We start from the raw sequence: 21,898 nt of genomic DNA, 5'->3' as shown, positions 1-21,898 counted from the left end.
AAGGCGACGTCATAACCAGCTAGACCACGAGCCCTCTTCGTTGTGACGCTTTATACTGTGGTTTTCCAATCTATAAAAAAAATTCCTTTTGCTCCGGTGAAAAACGGACCTGCCACCGGTTTACCCCATCACTGCGGAATGCAGGGGATTGACCGGAAGCCTGCTTCAGATATGGGCATATTTTGCGGTGAAAACCCCCTCAAACGTCCGGATTTCCTCCATGGCTTCTGCCGGTACCTCGCTGTCGACATTCAGGACCATAATGGCCTCCTGCCCCGGCTGGTTCCTCCCTACCTGCATTCCGGCAATATTGATGTTATATCGGCCGAGGGTTGTGGCAAACCGCCCGATCACACCGGGGACATCATGGTGGCGGGATATGACGACATGGCCGCCAGGTGTCATATCTGTCATATAATCCCCGATTTTTACGATTCTGAGTTTATTCGGCCCGCTGACGTTCCCGCTTACGGTCTCGGTCATCGTGTCGGTCGTGACCGTAATCGTTACGAGACTGGTGAACCCGAGCGACTCGCCGGTGATTGATTCGCTTACTTTGATGCCCCGTTCCCGGGCAATGAATTCCGCATTGACGATGTTTACCGGTGCCTGCAGGATCGGATCGAGAAGCCCTTTGAGCGCAATGCGGGTGATGTATTTTATATTTTGTCCGAAGTCTGCTGCCTTTCCACCATATTCGATATCAACCGCTTTCAACCTCCCCTCTGCAAGCTGTATCAGGAGTTTTCCCATTTTTCCGGCGAGTGTTGCATAGGGTTCGATACGCTCCTGCAATTCGACGGGTATCATCGGTGCATTCACAACAAATTTTGCAGATCCGCCTTTCAGCACTTCAATGCACTGTTTAGCAACCGAAACCGCAACATTCTGTTGCGCTTCAACCGTACTTGCACCGAGGTGAGGTGTAACGACAACCTGCTCGAGCGTTAAAAGGGGAGAGCCGTGCGGCGGTTCCTCCTCAAAGACATCCAGTGCGGCACCGGCGACTTTACCTGCCTTTATGGCATCGTACAGGGCTGCTTCATCGATGATGCCGCCGCGTGCGCAGTTGATGATCCGCACACCATCTTTCATGGCGGCAATCGTCTTTGCATTGATGAGATGTCGTGTCTCTTTTACGAGCGGAGTGTGCACCGTGATGAAATCTGCAGCCGGGAAGAGCTCATCGAGGGAAACAACCTCTGCTCCGAGTTGTCTTGCCTTCTCAATATTGATATAGGGATCGTAGGCGATTACCTTCATGTCCAGCGCGAGGGCGCGGCGGGCGAGTTCCTGGCCGATACGCCCGAAACCAACAACACCAAGGGTTTTTTCGTTTAATTCAACACCCATGAATCCCGAACGCTTCCACTCTCCCCGCTTCAGCGATGCGTTCGCCCGAGGAATGTTCCGTGCAAGTGATGCCATCATGGCAAGCGTATGCTCGCACGCGGCAAGTGTATTGCCGGAGGGTGCATTTGCGACAATGATACCCCGGCGGGTTGCGGCATCCAGATCGATATTATCGACTCCCGCACCGGCGCGGCCGATGAATTTCATATTATTCGCGGCTTCGATGACCCCGGCAGTCACCTGCGTTCCGCTCCGGACAAGCAGAGCGTCATAATTTCCGATAATTGCGATCAGTTCATCTTCCGTGAGATTCGTCTTTACGTCGACGTCGCAGAATCCCCGGAGAATCTCAATGCCTTCCTCTGCCAGTTCATCACTGACAAGAACTCGATAACTCACTGGTACACCCCATATTCAATCCGCGTGATCCCTATTCATGGTTTGTGTTTTACGGAAAATAAATAGGGTAATAAGTCAAAGGGTTGATTAAATAGGTGGTGCGACCAAATGACCGAAGTGCCCAATATTCTCTGGCTCGAAGAGATAAAAAAAGATGATATTTCATCCGTTGGTGGAAAAGGGGCTTCACTGGGTGAAATGGCCTCGATTGGATTGCCCGTACCCGGTGCATTTGTTGTGACTGCACAGGCTTTTCGCCGTTTTCTCATCGAGACCGGTATTGAAGAGCGGTTGTTTCAGGGGCTCTTAAATCTTGATGTGGAAGATCCCGATAAACTTGAAAAGGCAGCATATGAGGCGAAAAAACTTGTTTTAAGTGTTAAAATGCCTCAGGCTATAGAAAAGGATATTATCGCTGCATACAGGAAAATGGGCAAATCCCTTGTGGTTGCAGTCCGTTCAAGTGCAACCGCCGAAGATCTTCCCGATGCGAGTTTTGCCGGTCAGCAGGATACCTTCCTCAATATTAAAGGCACTAAAGCCCTTATTGAAGCCGTCCACAAATGCTGGGCGTCCCTCTACGGTGCACGAGCAATCTATTACCGTGCAAAGCAGGGCTTCGAAGATCGCAATGTCGATATCGCCGTTGTGGTTCAGCAGCTCGTCCGATCGGAAAAGGCGGGAGTAATGTTCAGTTCTCACCCCGTTACCGGTGAATCCACGACGATTATCGAAGGTTCCTGGGGTCTTGGCGAGGCAGTCGTCTCCGGCAGCGTATCACCTGACAAGTATGTCTTCGATCACCGGACGGGGCGTGTTGTGGACCGGTACATTGCAAATAAACTGATCGAAATTCTTCCCGAGGGGGACCATGGAACAAAAGAGGTTCCGGTACCTGCAGAACGACAGGATATCCCGGTCCTTTCCGATACGGAGATTGCCGAACTTGCCCGTTTCGGGAGTGTCGCCGAGAGCCACTACGATGTACCCCAGGATGTTGAATGGAGTATCGTGGGCGACACGATCTATATTCTGCAGTCGCGACCGATCACAACGATTGTCGGTGCAAAAAACACCATGGCAAAGGCGGATATCCGGGGTGGCATTCTCATTGAGGGGCAGGGTGCATCCCCCGGTATTGCGACCGGAAAAGTCGTGATAGTACGAACCATGAAGGATGCGGCGCAGGTCCGTGAAGGCGATATTCTGGTCGCGAAGATGACGAATCCTGACATGGTGCCTGCAATGCGGAAGGTCGCTGCGATCATCACTGATGAGGGCGGTATGACCTGCCACGCCGCTATCGTCAGCCGTGAACTGGGTACCCCTGCCGTCGTCGGAACGAAGAAAGCCACGATATCCCTGAAACAGGGGCAGGTGGTTACCGTCGACGGTGAAAAAGGCCTGATTTATGAAGGCGCCGTTGTGAAGGAAGCCACTGCCGCGCCGCAGGGAGTGTCGGTATCGGCAGCGCCGCTCATCACGGCGACGAGCATCAAAGTCAACGTCTCACTGCCTGAGGCGGCGGCACGCGCAGCGGCAACCGGTGCCGACGGCGTAGGTCTGCTCCGCATTGAACACCTCATCCTCGGAATGAATAAAACTCCGGGCTGGTTCATCAAAAACGGGCTCGAAATAGAATTCATCGAAGAACTCTACACGGGCATTAAAACGGTGCTTGACGCCTTCCCCGGCAAACCCGTATGGGTACGCACGCTGGATGCACCTACCGATGAATTCCGGAATATGGAAGGCGGTGAGGATGAACCCGAGGAGCATAATCCGATGCTGGGGTGGCGTGGCATCCGCAGGGATATCCGGAGCCCCGAACAGTTCCAGCTTCAGATAGAGGCATTCAAGCGGCTCTGGAAAGAAGGGTACGACAACCTCGGCCTGATGTTTCCGCTCGTCAGCCATCCTGATGAGTTTATCCTTGCCCGCGAGATGATTCGCTCCTGGGGTGTCGATGTCGGGAACACGGCACTCGGCATCATGATCGAGATTCCATCAAGCGCGATTATGATCGAGGACTTCTGCCGGGCAGGCATTTCGTTCGCGTCCTTCGGAACCAATGATCTCATCCAGTATACTCTGGCGATTGACCGAAATAACCAGAATATTACAGAAATGTACAATCCGCGTCATCCGGCCGTCCTGAAGCTCATCGACGATGCGATTGCAGTCTGCCGGGATTACGGTGTCGAATGTTCGATCTGCGGTCAGGCAGGTTCCGATCCGTCGATGGTGGAGTGGCTGATCGAACACGGCATCTCCAGCGTCTCCGCGAATATCGATGCGGTTGGAAAAATCCGTGAAACTGCGGCACGAACTGAAAAACGCATCATCCTTGATTTTACGAGAACTCACAATGCGTGAACACGGCTGTTCCGAAGAATCCCTGTTTTCCTTTCTTTCGATGAAGAAAAAAGAGGACAGGGGATATGATCATGTCCTCAGTTCGATGTGCAGCATCCCGCATCCGATTGCGGCGAAAGCCCATGTAATGTTCCTTGAGACAAATCTCGGCGATCCCGGTCTTTTCTGTGGCACTGCCGCTCTTGAGGAGCTGCTAATTGGACGTCTCGGAGCCCTGTTTCATCATCCCAAAGCCACAGGCTACGCCACGTCGGGGGGGACAGAGTCGAACATCCAGGCGCTCAGGATTGCAAAACGGTACGCAAATGTTCATGCTCCGAACGTTATCATCCCGGAATCCGCACATTTTTCATTTGAAAAGGCGTGCGATATGCTATCGGTGGAGATGCGGACTGTCCCCTGCGATGAAACGTACCGCATGGATTTCGACATCGCACAGGAACTGATAGATCAGAATACTGTCTGCATTGTCGGGATTGCCGGTACGACGGAATACGGAATGGTCGATCCCATCGCAGGGCTTTCGGACATTGCTGTCGACCGTGAGATATTCCTGCATGTCGATGCAGCCTTCGGGGGGCTTGTGCTGCCGTTTCTCGAAAATCCTCATCCCTTTGATTTTGCACTTCCCGGTGTCGCAAGCATTTCCGTGGATCCCCATAAAATGGGACTCTCCACAATACCTGCAGGGTGCCTGCTGACCCGCGATAATGCCACCCTCCATCTGCTGAATGTGGATACGCCATACCTCACCGTCAGGAATGCGTGTACGCTCAGCGGCACCCGTTCCGGAGCCCCGGTGGCAAGCGCCGTCGCAGTGCTCGAGTACCTCGGGCGTGAAGGCATGCGTTCAATTGTTGCGGGGTGCATGAAAAATACCCGGCGTCTGATCGAGGGGATGGAGTCCTGGGGCTATCCTGTCGCTGCGTATCCCGACGTCAACGTCGCCGCCTTCGACTGTCCGGAAACACCTCCGGGATGGCTCGTGTCCCGTACCCGGCACGGGCACATGCGCATCGTCTGCATGCCGCATGTGCACCGGGACGTAATCGAGGAATTTTTAGAGGATATAGGTGAATTTGCATGCTCAAAAAATTAATAAAATCACTTGAAACATGTCCGATTGTAAAACGGGGTGAATATAACTATTTCATCCACCCGATTACGGACGGCGTCCCCCTTGTCGAGCCCGCTCTCCTTCGCGAGGTGGCGGCATCATTTATCAGAATGCTGGATCTTGAAGGAGTAGACAAAATCGTCGTGGCGGAAGCCATGGGCATACATATCGGGGTTGCCCTGTCTCTTGTTACCGATATCCCCATCACGATTGTCCGGAAACGCCCGTATCAGCTGCCCGGAGAAGTCCCCATTCACCAGAGTACGGGCTACTCGAAGGGCGAACTGTATCTTAACGGAGTAGAATCCGGTGACTGTGTTGTCGTTATTGACGATGTGATCTCCACCGGGGGAACCGTGCGGTCGGTTCTTGAGGCCCTCGAGACGAAAGGGGCGAGGGTTGCCGATGTCTGTGTTGTCATCAAACGCGGCGACCCGTCGCTGGGACGGCCCTATAAATATCTGGTTGAGATCGAAGTAACCGGTGCCGGCGTGCATGTCAGGAATACCGCTTTCTGATGTAATCGGGCGGCTCCGTCAGCAGGGTGCGCGTCGGGTCGCACTCCAGTTTCCCGACGGGCTCCGGCGGCGGGCATGTGATGTGGCGCGGGATCTGAAGGATGCGGGGTTTGAAGTCATCATCAGCGGTGATCCCTGTTACGGTGCGTGTGATCTTGCTGTCGAGACCGAAGAGATGGCAGATGTCCTGATTCACTTCGGACACGCACCTGTCGACGACCGCCCCGGGGTTATATACGAGTACGTGCCCTTCACCTTCGATCCGGCCGTTCTCGCGGAAGCGGTGCCCCTTTTTACCGGAACGTGCGTGGGTCTTGTAACGACTATCCAGCACGCCCACCTTGTTGATGAGATGGCAGCCTTTCTGGCAACCCGCGGAATCGAATGCCGCGTGGGCGGCCCCGGACTCCGCACGCCAATGCGCGGTCAAATTCTCGGCTGTTCCTTCGCTGCGGCACGCCAGACCGGTGCTCCGGAAATCCTCTATGTCGGTACGGGGATGTTTCATCCGCTCGGCGTTCAGCTGGCCACCGGTGTGCGGGTTATCGCACTCGATCCCTTTACGGGGCATGCGAGTGTCGTTGATGCGGAGCGGCTGTTGCGGAAGCGGTTTGCACGAATCGAAAAGGCCCGTGATGCAGAGACCGTCGGGATCCTCGTCAGCCTTAAAAGCGGTCAGCAGCGCATTGATCTTGCACGGAGACTCGAGTCTCTCTCACCCCGGGCTTTTCTCATAACACTGCGTGAAATCACGCCGGATGCCCTCCAGAATCTTGGCTGCACATGCTATGTCAACACTGCCTGCCCCCGGATTGCATATGATGACCAGATCCGATTTCCCGCCCCGGTGCTGAGCCCGCCGGAGTACGAGATCGCGTGCGGTGTTCGTTCCTGGGATGATTACCTGATTGACGAGATGTCCTGACATGAAACTGCGGCACCTTGAAATGGCTCTTGAACGGTGTGCGGGGTTTACCCAGCCGCGTGCACAGCTTGAGCAGTACGGCACTCCAGCGGTCATTGCGGCACGTCTTCTCTATCATGCACACCTGAAGGGAGATATCGGGGGAAAGCGTGTGCTCGATCTCGGCTGCGGAACCGGAATTCTCGCATGCGGCGCATCGCTCCTCGGTGCCGCCGAGGTTGCAGGCGTAGACATCGATTCCGCCGCCATCAGTACAGCCCGGAAGAACGCCGTACTTCTCGGCGCAGACGTGACATTTATTGCCGGAGACATCGGTGATGACACGCTCTTTCCGTTTTTCTGCCCATGTAATACCGTTGTCATGAACCCCCCTTTCGGCGCCCAGAAACGGCATGCCGATCGCCCTTTCATCGATCGTGCACTTGCATGCGCACACGTCGTGTACGGCATATTCAACGCGGGCACCCGGCCGTTCCTTGAGGCTTACATCCGGGGGCGTGCCTCGGTTGATGAAGCCATTGCATGTTCATTCCCCATGAAGCGAAGTTTTGTACATCATACGCGCGACCGGATGGAAATTCCGGTTGAAATCGTCCGTATCATTAACGAGCGACGGTGAAATCATGACATCGCTACGCCCCATACTCGGCCTGTCCTTTGCACATCTGGTGACGGATCTTTATACGCCTGTTATTCCTGCGATCCTTCCGCTTCTCATCCTGCAGAATGGATTTTCCTATGTGATGGCCGGTCTCTTCATCACGGTGTTTCAGTTGACCTCGTCCTTTGTTCAGCCTCTCACCGGATGGCTCTATGATACACGCGGAACAGCGGTGAATGTGAGCGTAAGCATTCTTCTAAGCGCGGTCTGTATCTCATCGATCGGGCTCCTGAGTGATTACCGGGCCATTCTTCTGTGCGCTGCTCTCGGAGGGCTCGGCCACGCATTGTTCCATCCCGCCGCGCTCGGGACTGTGAGTAAACTGGTGGAAGATCAGAGCCGGGGGCGCCTCACGTCATACTTTGTGGTTGGCGGCAATTTCGGGTTTGCCGTGGGGCCGGTCGTTGCCGGTGCGCTTGTCGGATTATTTGGCCTGCAGGGCATCTGCCTCCTTGTTATTCCGGGTCTGATCACTGCTGCAGCCCTCAGGCTGTTCCTTCCCCAGCCCACATGGACGCCGCGGGACGAAACCGGTGCCGGATCAGTTTTAAAAAGCTCTTCGGTCAGGTCTGCCATTGTGCTTGTCGTTGCCGGCTCCGCGTTCCGATCCTGGGCAATCTTCGGATCGATTGCATTCCTCCCTACACTCCTTATCGCACGGGACATGACGCTGATAGCGGCAAACACGCTCGTTTCCCTGATGCTGCTTGCCGGCGTATTCGGGCAGCTTTTTGGAGGGACAGTGTCCGACCGGTACGGCCGAAAGGAGTATACGCTTTTCGGGCTTGTAGCATCGGCACCGTTTTTCCTCATCTTTCTCCAGAGCAGCGGGTTGATATCGTACATTGCTTTATTGCTCTTTGGTTTCTTCCTCTGGTCAACATTTTCTGTCACGCTGGCGATGGCGCACGAACTGGTCCCCGGAAACAGCGGGCTTATCTCAGGCCTGATGCTCGGATTTGCTGTTGGAACAGGTGGAGCGGGAGTTGCCGTAACAGGTCTTCTCGCCGATACCCTTGGCCTCGAACAGGGATTTACACTCTTGATTCTTCCTGTAGCAGCAGCATTCCTGATTTTTCTTCTCGCACCGTATCCTCTCCGCCTACTACGGAACCGGAATTATCAGAAGTCCTGAATGATGTACGCAGCCACGGCCACTATCAGGTAAAAAACAGTGAATTGACGGTTATTCTGCCGGTATTTCTTAAGGAACGAAAAAAAGATTGCAGTGGCAGTGTCCGTCGTTGAGTACTTCATCCTCATGAAAGATGCACGGGCAGACAATCTCCCTGTCCTCAGCGGGATCTCCGCTCCGGATCCGGCAGGGGCAGTACCGTTCTCCATGCCGGATTCGGTTTCGCGCGAGTCCACGGATCACAGCCTTAAGCTGTTTCTCATCAGGGTTGAGAACCCAGTTGTGTTTTCGTGCGTATTCCTGTGCCCATGTATAGATTTCATCTTCCAGTTCCTGCTGTGCTTTGTCATCTTCACTCATGCTCTCACCTGCTCGGAAGAGGGAACCCGTCCCGCTTCGATTGAATCAATCATCGAATCAAACAGCTTTTTTCCGTCATCAGACCCCAGCACCGCCTCAGCAGCACGTTCGGGATGAGGCATCATCACAAGGACGTTGTCCGCTGTTCCAATGATCCCCGTAATATTTCGTGCCGAGCCGTTTGGATTGCTCTCCGGTGTACATACTCCGTACTGATCGCAGAACCTGAATGCGATACGGTTATTTCGTTCGAGAGTTTCGAGCGTCTCCGGCGGTGCGACATATCGTCCTTCCTTGTGGGCAATAGGGATTCTAATCACTTCGCCACGGCGGTATGCGTCCGTGAAAGGCGATGAGGTATTCTCCACCCTGAGGTATGTCCATTCGCATATGAACTTCGGGTATGCATTGACGGTGAATATGCCGGGAACAATGCCACTTTCAGCCCCTATTTGTGCGCCGTTGCAGATCCCGAGAACAAGCCGTCCTTCGTTTGCATGCGAAAGGATGTCTGTCATGACAGGCGTGCGTGCCGCGATCGCACCAGCCCGAAGGTAGTCGCCATAGGAGAATCCTCCCGGGATGACAATGGCATCGTACGGCCGGGTAAGCCGTTCCTTGTACCAGACAAGGTCCGCGGAAATACCGCAGACATCCCGGAGTACGTGGCAGACATCCCTGTCACAGTTGCTTCCGCCAAACTGGATGACGGCAAATCTCATGAACGGACCTCGATTGTATACCGGTGAATGACCGGATTTGCGAGAAGGCGGGCGCACATCTCTTCGGCACGACTGCGTGCCGCATCACTATCCGGTGCATCAAGTGTTATCTGGAAAACCCGTGCTGTACTCAGATTGTCTGTAGAAAATCCGAGGTTTGAAAGAGCGTGACGGATTGCCCGCGCCTCGGGATCCAGCATCCCCTCCTTCAGACCGATGGTAATATCTATGTTAAATTTCATCACAATCCCCCGTATCCTTCCGGAACTATCATTTTCACTACCTGTGCGTAAGCAGATAACACATCCCCCTTATCAAACCGGTAGACATCCTTGTCAAGGGAGGCACCCGTTTTCCTGTCCCAGAGGCGCATCGAGTCCATGGAAATCTCGTCAGCGAGCAGGATTGAGTCCCCCGATCGTCCAAATTCTATCTTAAAATCGATGAGATCGAGGCCTTTATCACTGAAAAGTTCTGTTAAATACCTGTTAACCGTCAGGGCAAGTTTTCTGATTGTCTGGATCTCTTCGCGGGTGAGCAGTCCGAGAGCGCAAATGAGATCATCGTTGATCATCGGATCGTGACGCGTATCGTCCTTGTAATCCATAACGATGACCGGCGTTGCAAATACCTGTCCCTCCTGAAACGGATAGCGCCGGACAATCGATCCGGCTGCCCGGTTACGGACGATGACTTCAAGCGGGATCATGGTAAGTTCCCGGACAAGCATTGTCCGTTCGTCGATCATGCGTATAAAATGCGTTGGAATGCCATGCTCCTCAAGATATGTAAAGAAGAAAGCGGATATTCGTGCGTTGAACGCTCCTTTTCCGATGATAACGTCCTTTTTCCCTCCGTCGAAGGCGGTAATGTCGTCCCTGAACGACACAATCAGTTCCCCTGTAACATTTGACCGGTAGACGGATTTTGCCTTGCCTGCATAGAGGAGTTGTCCTCGGTTCACGACTATCTCTCCTGAATCACTTCTCTGAGCTGTTTGATAAGTCCTTCGATGTTTGGGTGGTACCACCCCTTTTCAATGAATTGCGGGTAAATACAAAGCCGTTCACGTAATTCCGCGTCTCCGACGACCTCATGAAGACGGTCGATCGCAGGCCACGGGTGCTCCGGGTTGACGTAATCGATGGTGAGGGGCGATACACCGCCGAGGTCGTTTACACCACAATCGATTAGGCGGGCTGCATCTGCAAGGTTGGGAGGTATCTGGATGGCAACATCGTGAGGAAGTATCTCACGAGCCATCCGGATCACCGCACAGAACTCGTTAGTATCCGGAACCCGGGCATATTCCATCGGAGTTCCCTCTTTCGGGCAGAAATTCTGGATAATTACTTCCTGGATATGGCCGAAACGATGGTGAATATCGGCGATAACCTCGAGTGATTCTTCACGATCTCTCGCTCTTTCGCCAATGCCGATAAGAAGGCCGGTGGTAAAGGGTATTTTCAGGCGCCCGGCATTTTCGATCATCTCAATCCGCACTTCGGGTTGTTTCCCCGGAGAATTGCGGTGTGCCGGCAGTTCGGCTGTGGTTTCGAGCATGAGCCCCATGCTTGCGTTCACTTCCCGCAGGTGCGCCATTTCATCATAGGTCATGATGCCGGCATTTGTGTGGGGGAGAATTCCGATCGCTATGCTCTGTTCACACATGGAATAGCAGTACTCCAGAACGTTTGTATATCCGACGGCCTGTATATAGTCTCTAAAACCGTCTTCACGTTCTGGCCGTTCGCCGAAGGTGAACAAAGCCTCAGTACATCCCAGAGCCGCCCCTCGTTTGAGTGTTCCGATGACCTCACCCTGCGGCATGATGCACCCTTCCTTTGCCGGAGTGCGGAAACAGCAGTAAGCGCATCTGTTATGGCACACCGTTGTCAGGGGAAGAAACACATTTCGCGAAAAAGTGATTACGCGACGGTGCATGTATACATGTCAGCATCCCAGCTTTTTCAACTTTCGGAAAAATCCTCCACCCCCCCCTCACGGTGCCTGTCTCATTTCAGCATGTATATTACTCGTTCCCAGCCAATTCATTTTCATGAACGTAACGGGAGATCAGTTATTCCGGATGGCATATTCTCTCATGCTCATCACAGCGATACTGACCCTGTCGTCAGGATGCATAGACGAGCCGTATGATACGGATCCCGGCGGATATAATCCGGGATATTCATCATCCGGCTACGGCTATCTGCAGATCTGGACGCTCCCTCCCGGAGCACATATTTCCGTTGACGGCATCTATTGGGGATCGACTGATGAATTCGGAGATATCATACTCGAATTAACCGCCGGTTCCCATCGGATTGAGGTGGTAAAAGACGGATACGAGGGATATTCGATATATGAAACGGTCTGGACGGGGGAAACGACCTATCTTGATATTGTGCTCACTGCGCGTGCCGGTTCGGGCATGACGGGTTCCGGTCAGCCGGCTCCGACATGGGACTGGGAACCGGAGGACGATAGCGGCCCGGTGTTTGTCGCGGCGACCCGGCCATCCTATTGACCCTTTTCCGGCGGGAAATGTATCCGAACGATGCATTTTTAGTCCATCCACAACAACCGCTTGTAGATGTTTGTCCGGGCCATTATTCCCTTCAAGCCGGAAAATCCCAAAACGAGACTCTCCTGCATGATGAACCGGGAGGAACGTGAAGCGTTTGCCCGGGTAATGCTTGACGACGTTATTTCCGCAGTCTGCGATGCAGGATGCCGTATTACCCTGCTCTGTACTCACCCGTTCACCCATCCCCGCGCCGATACGGTTGTCAAGGACCTCGGACTGAATGAAGCACTTAACGAATGTCTCGCCACGCTTCGGGAGCCGGTGCTGATTATCATGTCCGATCTTCCGCTGGCCTCCCCGGAATCAATACACCGACTCATCTCCACGCAGTGCGATCTCGCGATCGTACCGGGTCGCGGGGGAGGAACGAATGCACTGTTCATCCGGCGCCCATGGGATTTCCATGTGGATTACTATGGCGCAAGTTTTCTCGACCACATGGCGATTGCCGAAAAAAAAGGTCTGACGGTCGAGATCGTCGATTCGTTCCGTCTTCATACGGATGTGGATGAAAAAGAGGATCTCGTGGAGATATTTCTGCATGGAAGGCAGAAAAGCAGAAAATTTCTCACCGATTGCGGTTTTTCACTGTCTATTGAAAAGGGACGGGTTGCCATGCAGCGCAACACCCATGAAGAGGCACTCTGAGGGCTCGATACTCTCGATTCCCACCCCCTCCGTCAGGGGCAATCCGAGGCCCCGGATGACTGCTGCCGGAATGCATTCATCCGCTTCTCCCATAACCAGTTCGGCTGCGGAGGCAATATTGTCCGCGACGGCGCGTTTGGTGACTTCAAGAGCACGGCCGAACAGATCCGGTCTGCCCCGGTCATCAAGGACTGCTTCGATCCCCGAACAGCCGATCGCGACTCCGCTGCATCCGAGGCGCATTGCATGCGTTCTCGAATCTGCAATGATTACCGCAACGGAAGCCCCTGTACGTTCCTTCAGGGTGCGGCGTATAGCACAGGCACTCGCATCGGAATTTTCCGGAAGTTTCACAAGAGTGCCCGGCGGTGCATTCGATCCGTCAATGCCTGCGTTCGGGAGCAGCGTTCCGTTTTTCATGCAGAGGAGAAATCCCCGGATCCCCCCCACAACCTCATCGCTTTCACGGAGAACAGCCTCTACCACGCCTGCATCCATTGAATACCGTTCGGCGAGCGAGCGTGCCTCCTGAGACGGCGTGATGTCCTTCAGGACGACAATGTTTCCTTCCGCGGTGGCAACTGCATTCTCTGCGATGACGAGAATATCCCCGTCTTCAAAGCCTCCGATAGCCATCGCTGCAGTGATGCATTCGGAAGCCAGGTCGTCATTCACGCCGATTACCCGTGTTTTCAGGCCGTATACGCAGAATGATTCGTTCATCGCACTCCTCTCATCATTTCGTATACTCTAATGATATCCCTGGTTTCCGGGACGTCATGAGCGCGTACCATGGCCGCCCCCTGTTCGAGCAGGCTGTAGGTAACGGCAAGTGATCCGGCAAGACGGTCGGCGGGCTGCCGGTTGAGGAGCTCGCCGAGAAATGTTTTTCGTGAAACTGCGGCCAGCAGAGGCCTGTTGAGCTCCCGAAAACGGTAAAAATTTCGGCAGAGATCCCAGTCATCTGAAACGGTCCGTGCCGCGGTCCACCTGCCGATGCCGGGATCAAGGACAACATCACGAATGCCGTACTGTTCGGCGCGGGAAAGCACGTTTCCAAGGGCATTCATTGTTTCATCCTGCCCCACGGCATCTCCCGGTTCACGAAACGTCGCCATGCAGATTGCAGGAAGGCCGGTGTCCGCAACGTTAGCGGCAAATGCGGGGTTGGCGAGCCCTGAGATGTCATTAACCGCAGCGATGTCGTACCGCGTACATGCTTCAAGAACGGAGGGGTGCATCGTATCCACCGAGATTCGGATCCCGGTCCCCTCAAGTGATTTCAGAGCCACAATAATGCGTTCCTTTTCGGTGGGAACAGAGATGGGCGGTGTACGCGGCGCTGTACTGCGGGCACCGATATCTATGATCTCCGCACCTTCGCGAACAAATGTCCGTGCGCAATCCAGTACATCGGAGGGTCTGACGTAGGAGCCGGAATAAAATGATTCCGGGCTGCAGTTTATCACGCCCATAAGGCGGACGGGAGCATCACCGCCTACAGCCAGTCCGCCTATACGACAGGATTGCATGCCAACAACCTGGCTGCCTTAAAGGTGTTCTCCATCAGCGTTGCAATGGTCATCGGGCCGACGCCGCCCGGCACCGGGGTTACTGCGGCTGCTTTTTTCATGACGGCATCATAGTCCACGTCGCCGCAGAGTCTACCGTCCGCATCACGGTTGATGCCGACATCGATGACAACTGCATTGTCCTTCACCATATCCGCCGTGACGAACCGTGCCCTGCCCACGGCACTGACGAGAATATCGGCTGCCCTCATCTCTTCGGCGAGATTTTTCGTTTTCGAATGACAGATTGTCACGGTTGCATCGGCATTAAGAAGCAGAGCAGCCATCGGCCGCCCGACGTCAATGCTTCTTCCCACGACCACGGCACGTTGTCCCTCGCACTCAAAGCCATACTCCGAAAGCATGGTCATAATACCGCCCGGTGTGCAGGGTACGAATCGCGGCCGCCCTGAAAAGAGGCTGCCGAGATTTACCGGGTGAAATCCGTCTGCGTCCTTTTCCGGCGAGACTGCCTCGATCACTCGTTCCGTATTGATTCCGGCCGGAAGAGGGAGCTGCACGAGAATTCCGCTGATGAGCGGATCCGCGTTTAACCGTGTGACATTCTCCACAACGGCTTCCGTCGTAACATCAACCGGGAGCTCCACACCGATTGATCCGATCCCCACCTTCTCGCATGCACGGTGTTTCATGCGGACATACATCCGCGATGCGGGATCGTCACCCACGATCACCGTGGCAAGACGGGGATACAGCCCTGACTCATCGATATGCTCCTTGAGGATTTCAAGGCGTTTTTCCGAGAGTTTTTTTCCGTCGAGAATCATGTGATTTCGGGATAGAGCGGGAATCCGCTTGCGAGTGTCCGAACTTCTTCCTGCACCTGTGTTATCGCGGACGTGTCGGTGATATCCTTCAGAACGCGGCTAATCCACTCCCCGATCCGTATCATCTCGTCCTCTTTCATGCCCCGTGATGTCACGGCCGGTGTACCGATTCGGAGACCGCTTGTCACAAAGGGACTTCGGGTTTCCCGCGGAATGGTGTTTTTATTTACCGTAATCCCTGCCTTTCCCAGTGTGTTTTCCGCTTCGAGCCCCGTTATTCCCATATTCGTCAGATCCAGCAGAATAAGATGGTTGTCCGTACCTCCCGAAACAAGGTCGAAGTCAGCTTCCTCGAGCGCCCCTGCCATGGCCCGGGAATTTTTCACTACCTGCCGGCAGTACTCCGTAAAGGCGGGGTGGAGTGCCTCTTTGAAGCAGACCGCCTTTGCCGTGATGGTGTGCATGAGCGGACCGCCCTGCATCCCGGGGAATACGCTTCTATCGATATCCTGTGCATATTCTTTGTTGCACATGATCGCACCGCCGCGGGGTCCGCGAAGTGTTTTGTGGGTCGTTGTCGTGGTGAAGTTCGTGACACCGACAGAAGTCTTGTGCTGACCGGTCGCGCAAAGGCCGGCGATGTGGGCGATATCGGCCATACAATAGGCATCGATGCCGTCAGCAATCTCCTGAAACACTTTAAAGTCAATTTCACGGGGGTAGGCGCTTGCCCCGCAGACGATCATCTTCGGGCGTTCTTTCCGGGCTATTTCCTCAATTGCTGCGTAATCAAGCATCTCGGTATCCTTGTCGACGCCATAATGGGTGATGCTGTACCATTTCCCGGTGATGTTAACCGGTGATCCATGAGAAAGGTGTCCGCCCTGTGCAAGATCCTGGCTCAGGATTTTATCCTTATGGCCGAGGTATGCAAAATATACGGCCTGGTTTGCCTGGCTGCCCGAGTGGGGCTGGACATTTGCATGCTCCGCTCCAAAAAGGGTACACATACGGTCTCGCGCAATATTCTCTACGATATCATGATATTCACATCCGCCATAGTACCGTTTTCCCGGGTACCCTTCGGCATATTTATTGGTCATTACGGACCCCATCGCTTCGAGAACTGCCCTGCTGACGACGTTTTCTGACGCGATCAGTTCGAGGCCGTTCACCTGTCGAAGGCGCTCTTTCTCGATTAAACCGGCAATTTCTGGATCAAAGTCAGCCAGATATGACATGTGCAAAGAGATTTGTGCGAAAAGGTAATATCTTTTCGTCAGGCTATGGGTAACAGAAGGATTATTAGGCAACCCGATGCATCTTTATCGTTGAGAGAGTAAAATGGCACAAAAGGATGCAAGAATCAGAATTCTTGAGAATATTATTGAGGAAAAAGAAAGGGAGATTAGCATGCTGAAAGAAGCTGGTCCAATCCGGAATACCGACGAACCCGAGCGTATCCGAACACTTGAAAAGAAAATCATACAGCTTGAAAGCCTGGTGGAGGGCTTAAAAGAGGAGCTTCTCGATCTCAAGGCAATTGTCCGAAAAATTATGCAGCAGCAGGAAGGGCGCATGGAAAAGACACCGCGCCCGCAGGCACCCGATATCCTCCAGAGTGCCCGGACTCCGCGCGAAAAAGCCGCCAAGGTCGAGAGCAGTGTTCCGAAAAAACCTTTTCAGGAACCTCATATGTCCGGCACCCAGGGGCGGAAGAGCGGTGAAGTTCTCATTATGCAGACCGACGGTACTCTGAAGCCCGAACCGAGGCAATCGGAGGATATGATCGTGGCAGGATCCCGGGGCATTCCCCGGAAAAAGACGTCGGGACGAAAAGGGGATATTAAAGAACAGGAAAAGAAAGAAAGCAAACCTCTTATTTATGCGGATGACAAAGATACTGTGGAAATCAAACGCAAAAAGGAGTAGGAGCCCGGTCTTTGCATATCACCCAGCTGGAGATCGATAATTTCAAGTCTTTTGGAAAGAAGACTAAAATACCGTTTTTTGAAGGTTTCACCGTTATATCCGGACCGAATGGCTCGGGCAAAAGTAATATTATCGACTGTATTCTGTTTTGCCTTGCATTGTCGGGTGCCCGTGGGCTCCGGGCGGAAAAGCTGACTGATTTGATAAATTTAAATACGGGCAAAAATACTGCGGAAGTGACGATTACATTCTCCGACGGAACCCGGATTCGCCGTCGTATCAAACGTACCGGACACGGTTATTACAGTTATAATTACCTCAATGATCGACTGTGCAAGCAGGGTGACGTTCTTGAGTTCCTTGCCCGCCATGGAATCAAGCCTGAAGGGTATAATGTCGTCATGCAGGGTGATATCACCCGGATAATGGAGATGAGCGATACGGAACGCCGGAAAATTGTTGATGAAATCGCCGGTGTTGCTGAATTTGATAAGAAAAAAGGGCAGTCGCTTGCCGAACTTGAAGTGGTTCGGGAACGTATCGAACGGGAAGAACTTCTCCTGCGCGAACTGACCGCACGTCTTGAGGATCTCAAGTCGGAACGGGAACAGGCGCTTCAGTACCGCCACTGGCAGGAGCAGCTGGAATATTATCAGGGATGCCTTTCGGCCGCTCAACTCAGGGACAGAATCCGGGAGCTTGATACGCTCAGGCAAATGGTTGCAGAACAGACCGTGGAAATCGGAACGATTGAACAGCGGCGTGCTGAATGCCGTCAGGAGATAGAGCGCCTTTCAGAAGCAATCCGGGACATTGAACGCCAGATCAATGAAAAAAGTGGCACAGAATACCTCGCGTTGCTGTCGGATCTTGAAGAGGCTAAGAGTGCGATTAAGCTTGCAGAACAGACAATATCTCGCTTAAAACATGAAAAAGACTCGAATCTCGAAAAGATTAAAAAGATCTATATGGATGCGAAACGTGCTGAAACTCGTGTCGGCGAACTCTCCGATGCGGTGCGCTCCCTCTCGATTGACCGTTCAAATATCGCGATGGAACTTGCCGGGCAACGTGCCGATCTGGAATCTGTCGAACGATCCCTCAGTGTCGAAAATGACGATGTCGCAGCGGCGAAAGAGCAGCTTTTTAGTCTGATGAACCGTGTCGAGGAGCAAAAAGGTATCAGGGGCGATTATCTTCACAAGCAGGATATGCTCATTGAGCGCAGCCGCCTCCGCTCATCCGAAAAGGAACGGATTTCCGTCCGTCTTGCACAGATCAATAGGGAAATCGCCGAGAAGGACGGGCAGATTGGAGAATACGATGCCTGTATTGCACGCCTTAATGCGGAAAAAGAGGCTATTGAGCGCGATTTGTCGGAAACTGAGAGCAGCATGTTTTCCTACCGCTCGTCCCTCGAAACCCTCCGGAAGGATATCAAGTCGTATGAACAGGCAGTGATGCGTCTTGATGCACAGCAGCACGCGGCGGGTGGCGCCGGGGGTAAGGTTATGGAGGCCATTTTAGGCATGGACGGCGTGTACGGGACTGTTGCCCAGCTCGGGCGGGCGCCTCCGGATTATACTCAGGCACTTGACGTGGCGGCAGGGGGGCGCCTCCGGTATGTTGTGGTCGAAAACGATGCGGTTGCGGCAGATGCAATCCGGTATCTCAGGGACAACCGCCTGGGAAGATTGACGTTTCTTCCCCTGAATAAATTGAAATCACCTGAGATACCTCCGTTGAGGGATCGTAACGTTATTGATTATGCTGTGAATCTGCTGGATTATGATCCGCTCTTCGACCCGGTATTCCGCCTTGTGTTCGGTGCGACTGTTATCATCGACACCATGGAACACGCCCGAAAGATGATGGGCAAGTACAGGATGGTGACCGTGGATGGCGAACTTCTTGAAAAGAGCGGTGCGATGACCGGCGGATCCCGGCAGCAGAAACAGACTCTCGGGTTTGGTATCGCCGCTGATGACGAAATCAACCGCCTTCGCCATGAGCTGGCAGGAATGGAGTCGGAAGCGTCGGATCTCGAACTTGCCATATCCCGGCTGACGACCAAAGGGGAGGAGATGCGGCGACAGCGCTCAGGTATAGAAGAGCAGATTGCCCGGTACCAGATGCTTATCGGGGAATTTACCAAGCGAAATACCGATATATCCGAGGAGCGCGATCAAATCCGTGCATCGCTGGAGGCGATGGAGCGGGAGGTCGGGGAGGGCTCCGCACATCTTGCTTCGATCGAAGCCGAGATAGAAACTGTATCGCAGGAAATATCGTCAATCGGCGGTGAAATCGACCGGCTGAAGGCACGGCTCGAAGAAACGGGAATTCCGGCGCTGTCAGAAAAAATGAGCAGAATGAGTAAAGAAATCGCCGAGCAGGAGCGCCGTCTCCGGAATAAAGATTCGGATATCGCTGATGCGCAGCGCGAGAGGCAGTATTTTACAAAACGCCTCGAGGAACTCGAAGCTGAACGCGAAAAGATGGAGCGCGGAAACAGCACAATCGATGCTGATGTGAACACGTCCGAATCTGAGATTGAAGGGAGCAGGGCGCGTATTGAGGCGCTGGAAGCACGGCAATCGACCTTTTCGGACGAACTTGAGACTCTGCGCACGGCGCGCGATGGTTTGAACCACGAGATTGCGGCGACAGAGAAGGGAACAATCGAGTGCGACAGTGCCATTGATCGGATACGCCTTCAGATATCCTCGCTTCGCCAGCGGGAAGAAAGTCTCTCCGGAGAAATTGAGGCGCTCAGACTGGAAACCGGGGATCATGAGACCGATCTCTCGCTTGCTGAGATTGAAAAGGGAATTGCCGGGGCCGAGCGCTCCCTGAAATCAATCGGTGCCGTCAATATGCTTGCCATTGAAGAATTCGAGAGGGTGGAGAAACGGGTCGATGACCGGACTGAGAAAAAAGAGGTCCTTTCACGCGAGCGTACTCTGCTCATCGAACGTATCGAGAGGTTTGAAAAGCTGAAATTCGACACGTTTATGGAGTCTTATCATGCAATTGACGAAAATTTCCGATCGATATTTGCCCGCCTTACAAGCGGAAGCGGCAACCTGATACTGGACAATGAGGAGGACCCTTTCAATGGCGGCATGACCTTTGCTGTCAAACCGCGTGACAAAAAGGTACATCTGCTCAGTTCTCTCTCGGGTGGTGAAAAATCGCTTACGACACTTGCATTCATCTTCTCGATCCAGCAGTTCATGCCCGCACCTTTCTATGCACTTGATGAGATTGACATGTTTCTCGATGCATCCAATGTTGAGAGGATTGCCAACCTCATCAAGGAGCTCTCCCATAACGCACAGTCAATCATCGTATCGCTCCGCCGCCCGACCATCGAGCGGGCCGATCGTATTGTTGGGGTGACGCTCAGGCCTGACAAGAGCACATATGTCACCGGTGTAAAAAGCAATGTATGAGGAACCGGTTGAAATCCTGGTTTCAATGGCAGAAAGGGGTGAAATTGATCCCTGGAATATTGATATCGTCGAAATAACGGATCGTTTCCTTTCGGAACTTGAACGCCTGAAGGAACTGGATCTCCGCATATCCGGGAGAACTCTTTTTTTTGCCGCAACGCTCCTTCGAATGAAGTCGGAATATCTTGAGGAAGCTGAATTCAGTGATGAGGGCGATTTTTCCGAAGAAATTGATGAATTTACCGATGATATCGGTCTCGACGGGAATTATGATTTTGACGACGTGTCTGAACCGATAGAGCGTCTCGAACGGGAAATCCAGCGAAGGATTGGGAGAAAAAAGCAGCGCGCACGGCCGGTTACCCTCTATGAGCTGATTAAACAGTTGAAAACGGCGGAGAAGGAGGAGCGACGCAGACACCGGCGGCGGAAAGCTGTTCCCCTCCTCTTCATTGAGGCGGATGATGTCGTGAACATTGCTCATGAGGAGGATTTTCAGGATTCCGCGTCTTCAGTCCTCTCCTGTTTTGAGAGGGCGAAGGAGGAGCAGGATGTTGTCACTCTTGCCGATCTCTGTACCGAGATGGAGTGCGGAATACGTGAAGTATACATCCCTCTCCTGTTTCTGATGATTGATGGAAAACTTGCGCTTCGGCAGGAAGAGTTCTTCGGGGATATTATCATCACGCAGTTCCATGATGACGGATCTGCTTCGGAATAATATGTATGGTGAGAACGGGGGAGCTCAGACATCGCCTGACCGCCGTTTTGGGCACGACGCACCCCTGCCGAAATGCTCCTGATGTGCGCGTTTTCATGGCCAGCTATAATCCGGGCGCAATCCGAGCGTTTTCATTAGCTGCCGACGGCAGCGGGGTATGTTTCTCAGGGTGCAGGGGATTTTTTATTCATTACCTTTATGTACTACCCCCCCCTACATAGTAAGGTCGATCTATCCGGTGGCCGCGTGCCGCCGGGCCGGGGGTCAGTCCGGGCAAGGTTTAATACCGGTCCGGACCAACATAGATCCCCTGTGAGGACAGAGGTGGATCAGGTGAATCGGGCGGTGAACCGTCCGGCTCCCGGCTTCACACGAGGAAGAAACAACAGGGTATAAATACCCTCGATACATACATTATTCCTCTGATTCGTGATGGAGAACCAAAATCGCCCGGGTGGGGGCGTTGGTTCTGACGTTGGCACTTGGCAATGCGGAAATCTATTTAGTAACCGCCAAATTCCTTTGAAAAAAACCGATACTGTGTGCCGAAGACTGCAGACCGTGTGTCTGTAGAGTACTTCTTCAAAAAAAATTCTGGTTGATCCTGCCAGAGGTCACTGCTATCGG

21 protein-coding genes are annotated in these 21,898 nt (G+C 53.4%); 11 read left to right on the top strand and 10 right to left on the bottom strand.

The features are described from left to right. Positions 1–165: 165 nt before the first annotated feature. Positions 166–1,752 (bottom strand): D-3-phosphoglycerate dehydrogenase, encoded by a 1,587-nt coding sequence (locus APR53_00755; GenBank protein KQC03800.1) that lies wholly within the window; start codon positions 1,750–1,752, stop codon positions 166–168. Between the two features lie 108 nt (positions 1,753–1,860). Here APR53_00755 and APR53_00750 point away from each other — a divergent pair, with 108 nt between their 5' ends. The 6 genes from APR53_00750 to APR53_00725 are packed head-to-tail and all read left to right on the top strand — an operon-like array spanning position 1,861 to position 8,484. Beyond that, positions 1,861–4,128 carry a phosphoenolpyruvate synthase gene (locus APR53_00750; protein ID KQC03799.1) on the top strand — a complete coding sequence of 756 codons (2,268 nt, stop codon included), beginning with the start codon at positions 1,861–1,863 and terminating at the stop codon, positions 4,126–4,128. Further along, positions 4,121–5,227 carry a tyrosine decarboxylase MnfA gene (locus APR53_00745; protein KQC03798.1) on the top strand — a complete coding sequence of 369 codons (1,107 nt, stop codon included), beginning with the start codon at positions 4,121–4,123 and terminating at the stop codon, positions 5,225–5,227. The genes APR53_00750 and APR53_00745 overlap by 8 nt, the downstream gene beginning before the upstream one ends. Continuing rightward, positions 5,212–5,763, top strand: a complete 552-nt coding sequence (locus tag APR53_00740) for an adenine phosphoribosyltransferase (protein ID KQC03797.1) — start codon at positions 5,212–5,214, stop codon at positions 5,761–5,763. The genes APR53_00745 and APR53_00740 overlap by 16 nt, the downstream gene beginning before the upstream one ends. Next, a complete protein-coding gene (locus APR53_00735; GenBank protein ID KQC03796.1) occupies positions 5,741–6,688 on the top strand; it encodes a diphthamide biosynthesis protein in 948 nt (315 codons plus the stop codon). Before APR53_00740 ends, APR53_00735 begins: the two co-directional genes overlap by 23 nt. Before the next feature lies 1 nt (position 6,689). Further along, a complete protein-coding gene (locus APR53_00730) occupies positions 6,690–7,307 on the top strand; it encodes a methyltransferase (protein KQC03795.1) in 618 nt (205 codons plus the stop codon). A gap of 4 nt (positions 7,308–7,311) precedes the next feature. Beyond that, positions 7,312–8,484, top strand: a complete 1,173-nt coding sequence (locus APR53_00725; protein KQC03794.1) for an MFS transporter — start codon at positions 7,312–7,314, stop codon at positions 8,482–8,484. A 69-nt stretch (positions 8,485–8,553) separates the two neighbouring features. On the opposite strand, the gene APR53_00720 is transcribed toward APR53_00725, so the two are convergent. From APR53_00720 to cofG, 5 genes are read right to left on the bottom strand one after another with little or no spacing between them, the layout of a single operon-like run. Then, positions 8,554–8,844: a ferredoxin thioredoxin reductase gene (locus tag APR53_00720; GenBank protein ID KQC03793.1), complete on the bottom strand. Its 291-nt coding sequence runs from the start codon at positions 8,842–8,844 to the stop codon at positions 8,554–8,556. After that, positions 8,841–9,566, bottom strand: coding sequence for a phosphoribosylformylglycinamidine synthase (locus APR53_00715; protein ID KQC03792.1), 726 nt, complete (start codon positions 9,564–9,566; stop codon positions 8,841–8,843). The genes APR53_00720 and APR53_00715 overlap by 4 nt, the downstream gene beginning before the upstream one ends. Continuing rightward, entirely contained in the window at positions 9,563–9,808 is a 246-nt protein-coding gene (locus tag APR53_00710) for a phosphoribosylformylglycinamidine synthase (GenBank protein KQC03791.1), read from the bottom strand. The genes APR53_00715 and APR53_00710 overlap by 4 nt, the downstream gene beginning before the upstream one ends. Then, positions 9,808–10,530 (bottom strand): phosphoribosylaminoimidazole-succinocarboxamide synthase, encoded by a 723-nt coding sequence (locus tag APR53_00705; protein ID KQC03790.1) that lies wholly within the window; start codon positions 10,528–10,530, stop codon positions 9,808–9,810. The genes APR53_00710 and APR53_00705 overlap by 1 nt, the downstream gene beginning before the upstream one ends. Positions 10,531–10,532: 2 nt before the next feature. Next, the gene (gene cofG, locus APR53_00700; protein KQC03789.1) at positions 10,533–11,510 is read right to left on the bottom strand and encodes an FO synthase subunit 1; all 978 of its coding nucleotides are present in this window, start codon (positions 11,508–11,510) and stop codon (positions 10,533–10,535) included. Between the two features lie 115 nt (positions 11,511–11,625). Here cofG and APR53_00695 point away from each other — a divergent pair, with 115 nt between their 5' ends. Together APR53_00695 and APR53_00690 are read left to right on the top strand one after the other, a co-directional pair. After that, on the top strand, positions 11,626–12,096 hold the full coding sequence (locus tag APR53_00695) for a hypothetical protein (GenBank protein KQC03788.1): 471 nt from the start codon (positions 11,626–11,628) through the stop codon (positions 12,094–12,096). A 66-nt stretch (positions 12,097–12,162) separates the two neighbouring features. Further along, positions 12,163–12,804, top strand: a complete 642-nt coding sequence (locus tag APR53_00690; protein ID KQC03787.1) for a 2-phospho-L-lactate guanylyltransferase — start codon at positions 12,163–12,165, stop codon at positions 12,802–12,804. Here the strand turns inward: APR53_00690 and APR53_00685 are convergent. Genes APR53_00685 through APR53_00670 form a run of 4 tightly spaced genes read right to left on the bottom strand, consistent with a single transcriptional unit; the run spans position 12,742 to position 16,404 of the window. Continuing rightward, the gene (locus APR53_00685; protein KQC03786.1) at positions 12,742–13,527 is read right to left on the bottom strand and encodes a F420-dependent oxidoreductase; all 786 of its coding nucleotides are present in this window, start codon (positions 13,525–13,527) and stop codon (positions 12,742–12,744) included. The two genes, APR53_00690 and APR53_00685, sit on opposite strands and share 63 nt — an antisense overlap. Further along, a complete protein-coding gene (locus APR53_00680) occupies positions 13,524–14,336 on the bottom strand; it encodes a dihydropteroate synthase (GenBank protein KQC03785.1) in 813 nt (270 codons plus the stop codon). The genes APR53_00685 and APR53_00680 overlap by 4 nt, the downstream gene beginning before the upstream one ends. After that, the gene (locus APR53_00675) at positions 14,318–15,163 is read right to left on the bottom strand and encodes a bifunctional 5,10-methylene-tetrahydrofolate dehydrogenase/5,10-methylene-tetrahydrofolate cyclohydrolase (protein KQC03784.1); all 846 of its coding nucleotides are present in this window, start codon (positions 15,161–15,163) and stop codon (positions 14,318–14,320) included. The genes APR53_00680 and APR53_00675 overlap by 19 nt, the downstream gene beginning before the upstream one ends. Beyond that, positions 15,160–16,404, bottom strand: coding sequence for a serine hydroxymethyltransferase (locus tag APR53_00670; GenBank protein KQC03783.1), 1,245 nt, complete (start codon positions 16,402–16,404; stop codon positions 15,160–15,162). The genes APR53_00675 and APR53_00670 overlap by 4 nt, the downstream gene beginning before the upstream one ends. Before the next feature lie 103 nt (positions 16,405–16,507). Here APR53_00670 and APR53_00665 point away from each other — a divergent pair, with 103 nt between their 5' ends. Genes APR53_00665 through APR53_00655 form a run of 3 tightly spaced genes read left to right on the top strand, consistent with a single transcriptional unit; the run spans position 16,508 to position 21,271 of the window. Continuing rightward, positions 16,508–17,095: a hypothetical protein gene (locus tag APR53_00665; protein ID KQC03782.1), complete on the top strand. Its 588-nt coding sequence runs from the start codon at positions 16,508–16,510 to the stop codon at positions 17,093–17,095. Between the two features lie 11 nt (positions 17,096–17,106). After that, the gene (locus APR53_00660; protein ID KQC03781.1) at positions 17,107–20,550 is read left to right on the top strand and encodes a chromosome segregation protein SMC; all 3,444 of its coding nucleotides are present in this window, start codon (positions 17,107–17,109) and stop codon (positions 20,548–20,550) included. After that, positions 20,543–21,271 carry a chromosome segregation protein ScpA gene (locus tag APR53_00655; GenBank protein ID KQC03780.1) on the top strand — a complete coding sequence of 243 codons (729 nt, stop codon included), beginning with the start codon at positions 20,543–20,545 and terminating at the stop codon, positions 21,269–21,271. The genes APR53_00660 and APR53_00655 overlap by 8 nt, the downstream gene beginning before the upstream one ends. Positions 21,272–21,898 lie beyond the last annotated feature (627 nt).

The sequence above is a fragment of the Methanoculleus sp. SDB genome, assembly GCA_001412355.1.
Taxonomy (GTDB): domain Archaea; phylum Halobacteriota; class Methanomicrobia; order Methanomicrobiales; family Methanomicrobiaceae; genus LKUD01.
Note: the sequence above shows the minus strand (reverse complement) of the source record. Positions and strands in the feature narration are given on the sequence as shown.

Coding starts and splice junctions, on each gene's coding strand:
- APR53_00750 (KQC03799.1), top strand. CDS start 1,861: ATGACCGAAGTGCCCAATATTCTCTGGCTCGAAGAGATAAAAAAAGAT.
- APR53_00745 (KQC03798.1), top strand. CDS start 4,121: ATGCGTGAACACGGCTGTTCCGAAGAATCCCTGTTTTCCTTTCTTTCG.
- APR53_00740 (KQC03797.1), top strand. CDS start 5,212: ATGCTCAAAAAATTAATAAAATCACTTGAAACATGTCCGATTGTAAAA.
- APR53_00735 (KQC03796.1), top strand. CDS start 5,741: ATGTCAGGAATACCGCTTTCTGATGTAATCGGGCGGCTCCGTCAGCAG.
- APR53_00730 (KQC03795.1), top strand. CDS start 6,690: ATGAAACTGCGGCACCTTGAAATGGCTCTTGAACGGTGTGCGGGGTTT.
- APR53_00725 (KQC03794.1), top strand. CDS start 7,312: ATGACATCGCTACGCCCCATACTCGGCCTGTCCTTTGCACATCTGGTG.
- APR53_00720 (KQC03793.1), bottom strand. CDS start 8,844: ATGAGTGAAGATGACAAAGCACAGCAGGAACTGGAAGATGAAATCTAT.
- APR53_00715 (KQC03792.1), bottom strand. CDS start 9,566: ATGAGATTTGCCGTCATCCAGTTTGGCGGAAGCAACTGTGACAGGGAT.
- APR53_00710 (KQC03791.1), bottom strand. CDS start 9,808: ATGAAATTTAACATAGATATTACCATCGGTCTGAAGGAGGGGATGCTG.
- cofG (KQC03789.1), bottom strand. CDS start 11,510: ATGCACCGTCGCGTAATCACTTTTTCGCGAAATGTGTTTCTTCCCCTG.
- APR53_00695 (KQC03788.1), top strand. CDS start 11,626: ATGAACGTAACGGGAGATCAGTTATTCCGGATGGCATATTCTCTCATG.
- APR53_00690 (KQC03787.1), top strand. CDS start 12,163: ATGTTTGTCCGGGCCATTATTCCCTTCAAGCCGGAAAATCCCAAAACG.
- APR53_00685 (KQC03786.1), bottom strand. CDS start 13,527: ATGAACGAATCATTCTGCGTATACGGCCTGAAAACACGGGTAATCGGC.
- APR53_00680 (KQC03785.1), bottom strand. CDS start 14,336: ATGCAATCCTGTCGTATAGGCGGACTGGCTGTAGGCGGTGATGCTCCC.
- APR53_00675 (KQC03784.1), bottom strand. CDS start 15,163: ATGATTCTCGACGGAAAAAAACTCTCGGAAAAACGCCTTGAAATCCTC.
- APR53_00670 (KQC03783.1), bottom strand. CDS start 16,404: ATGTCATATCTGGCTGACTTTGATCCAGAAATTGCCGGTTTAATCGAG.
- APR53_00665 (KQC03782.1), top strand. CDS start 16,508: ATGGCACAAAAGGATGCAAGAATCAGAATTCTTGAGAATATTATTGAG.
- APR53_00655 (KQC03780.1), top strand. CDS start 20,543: ATGTATGAGGAACCGGTTGAAATCCTGGTTTCAATGGCAGAAAGGGGT.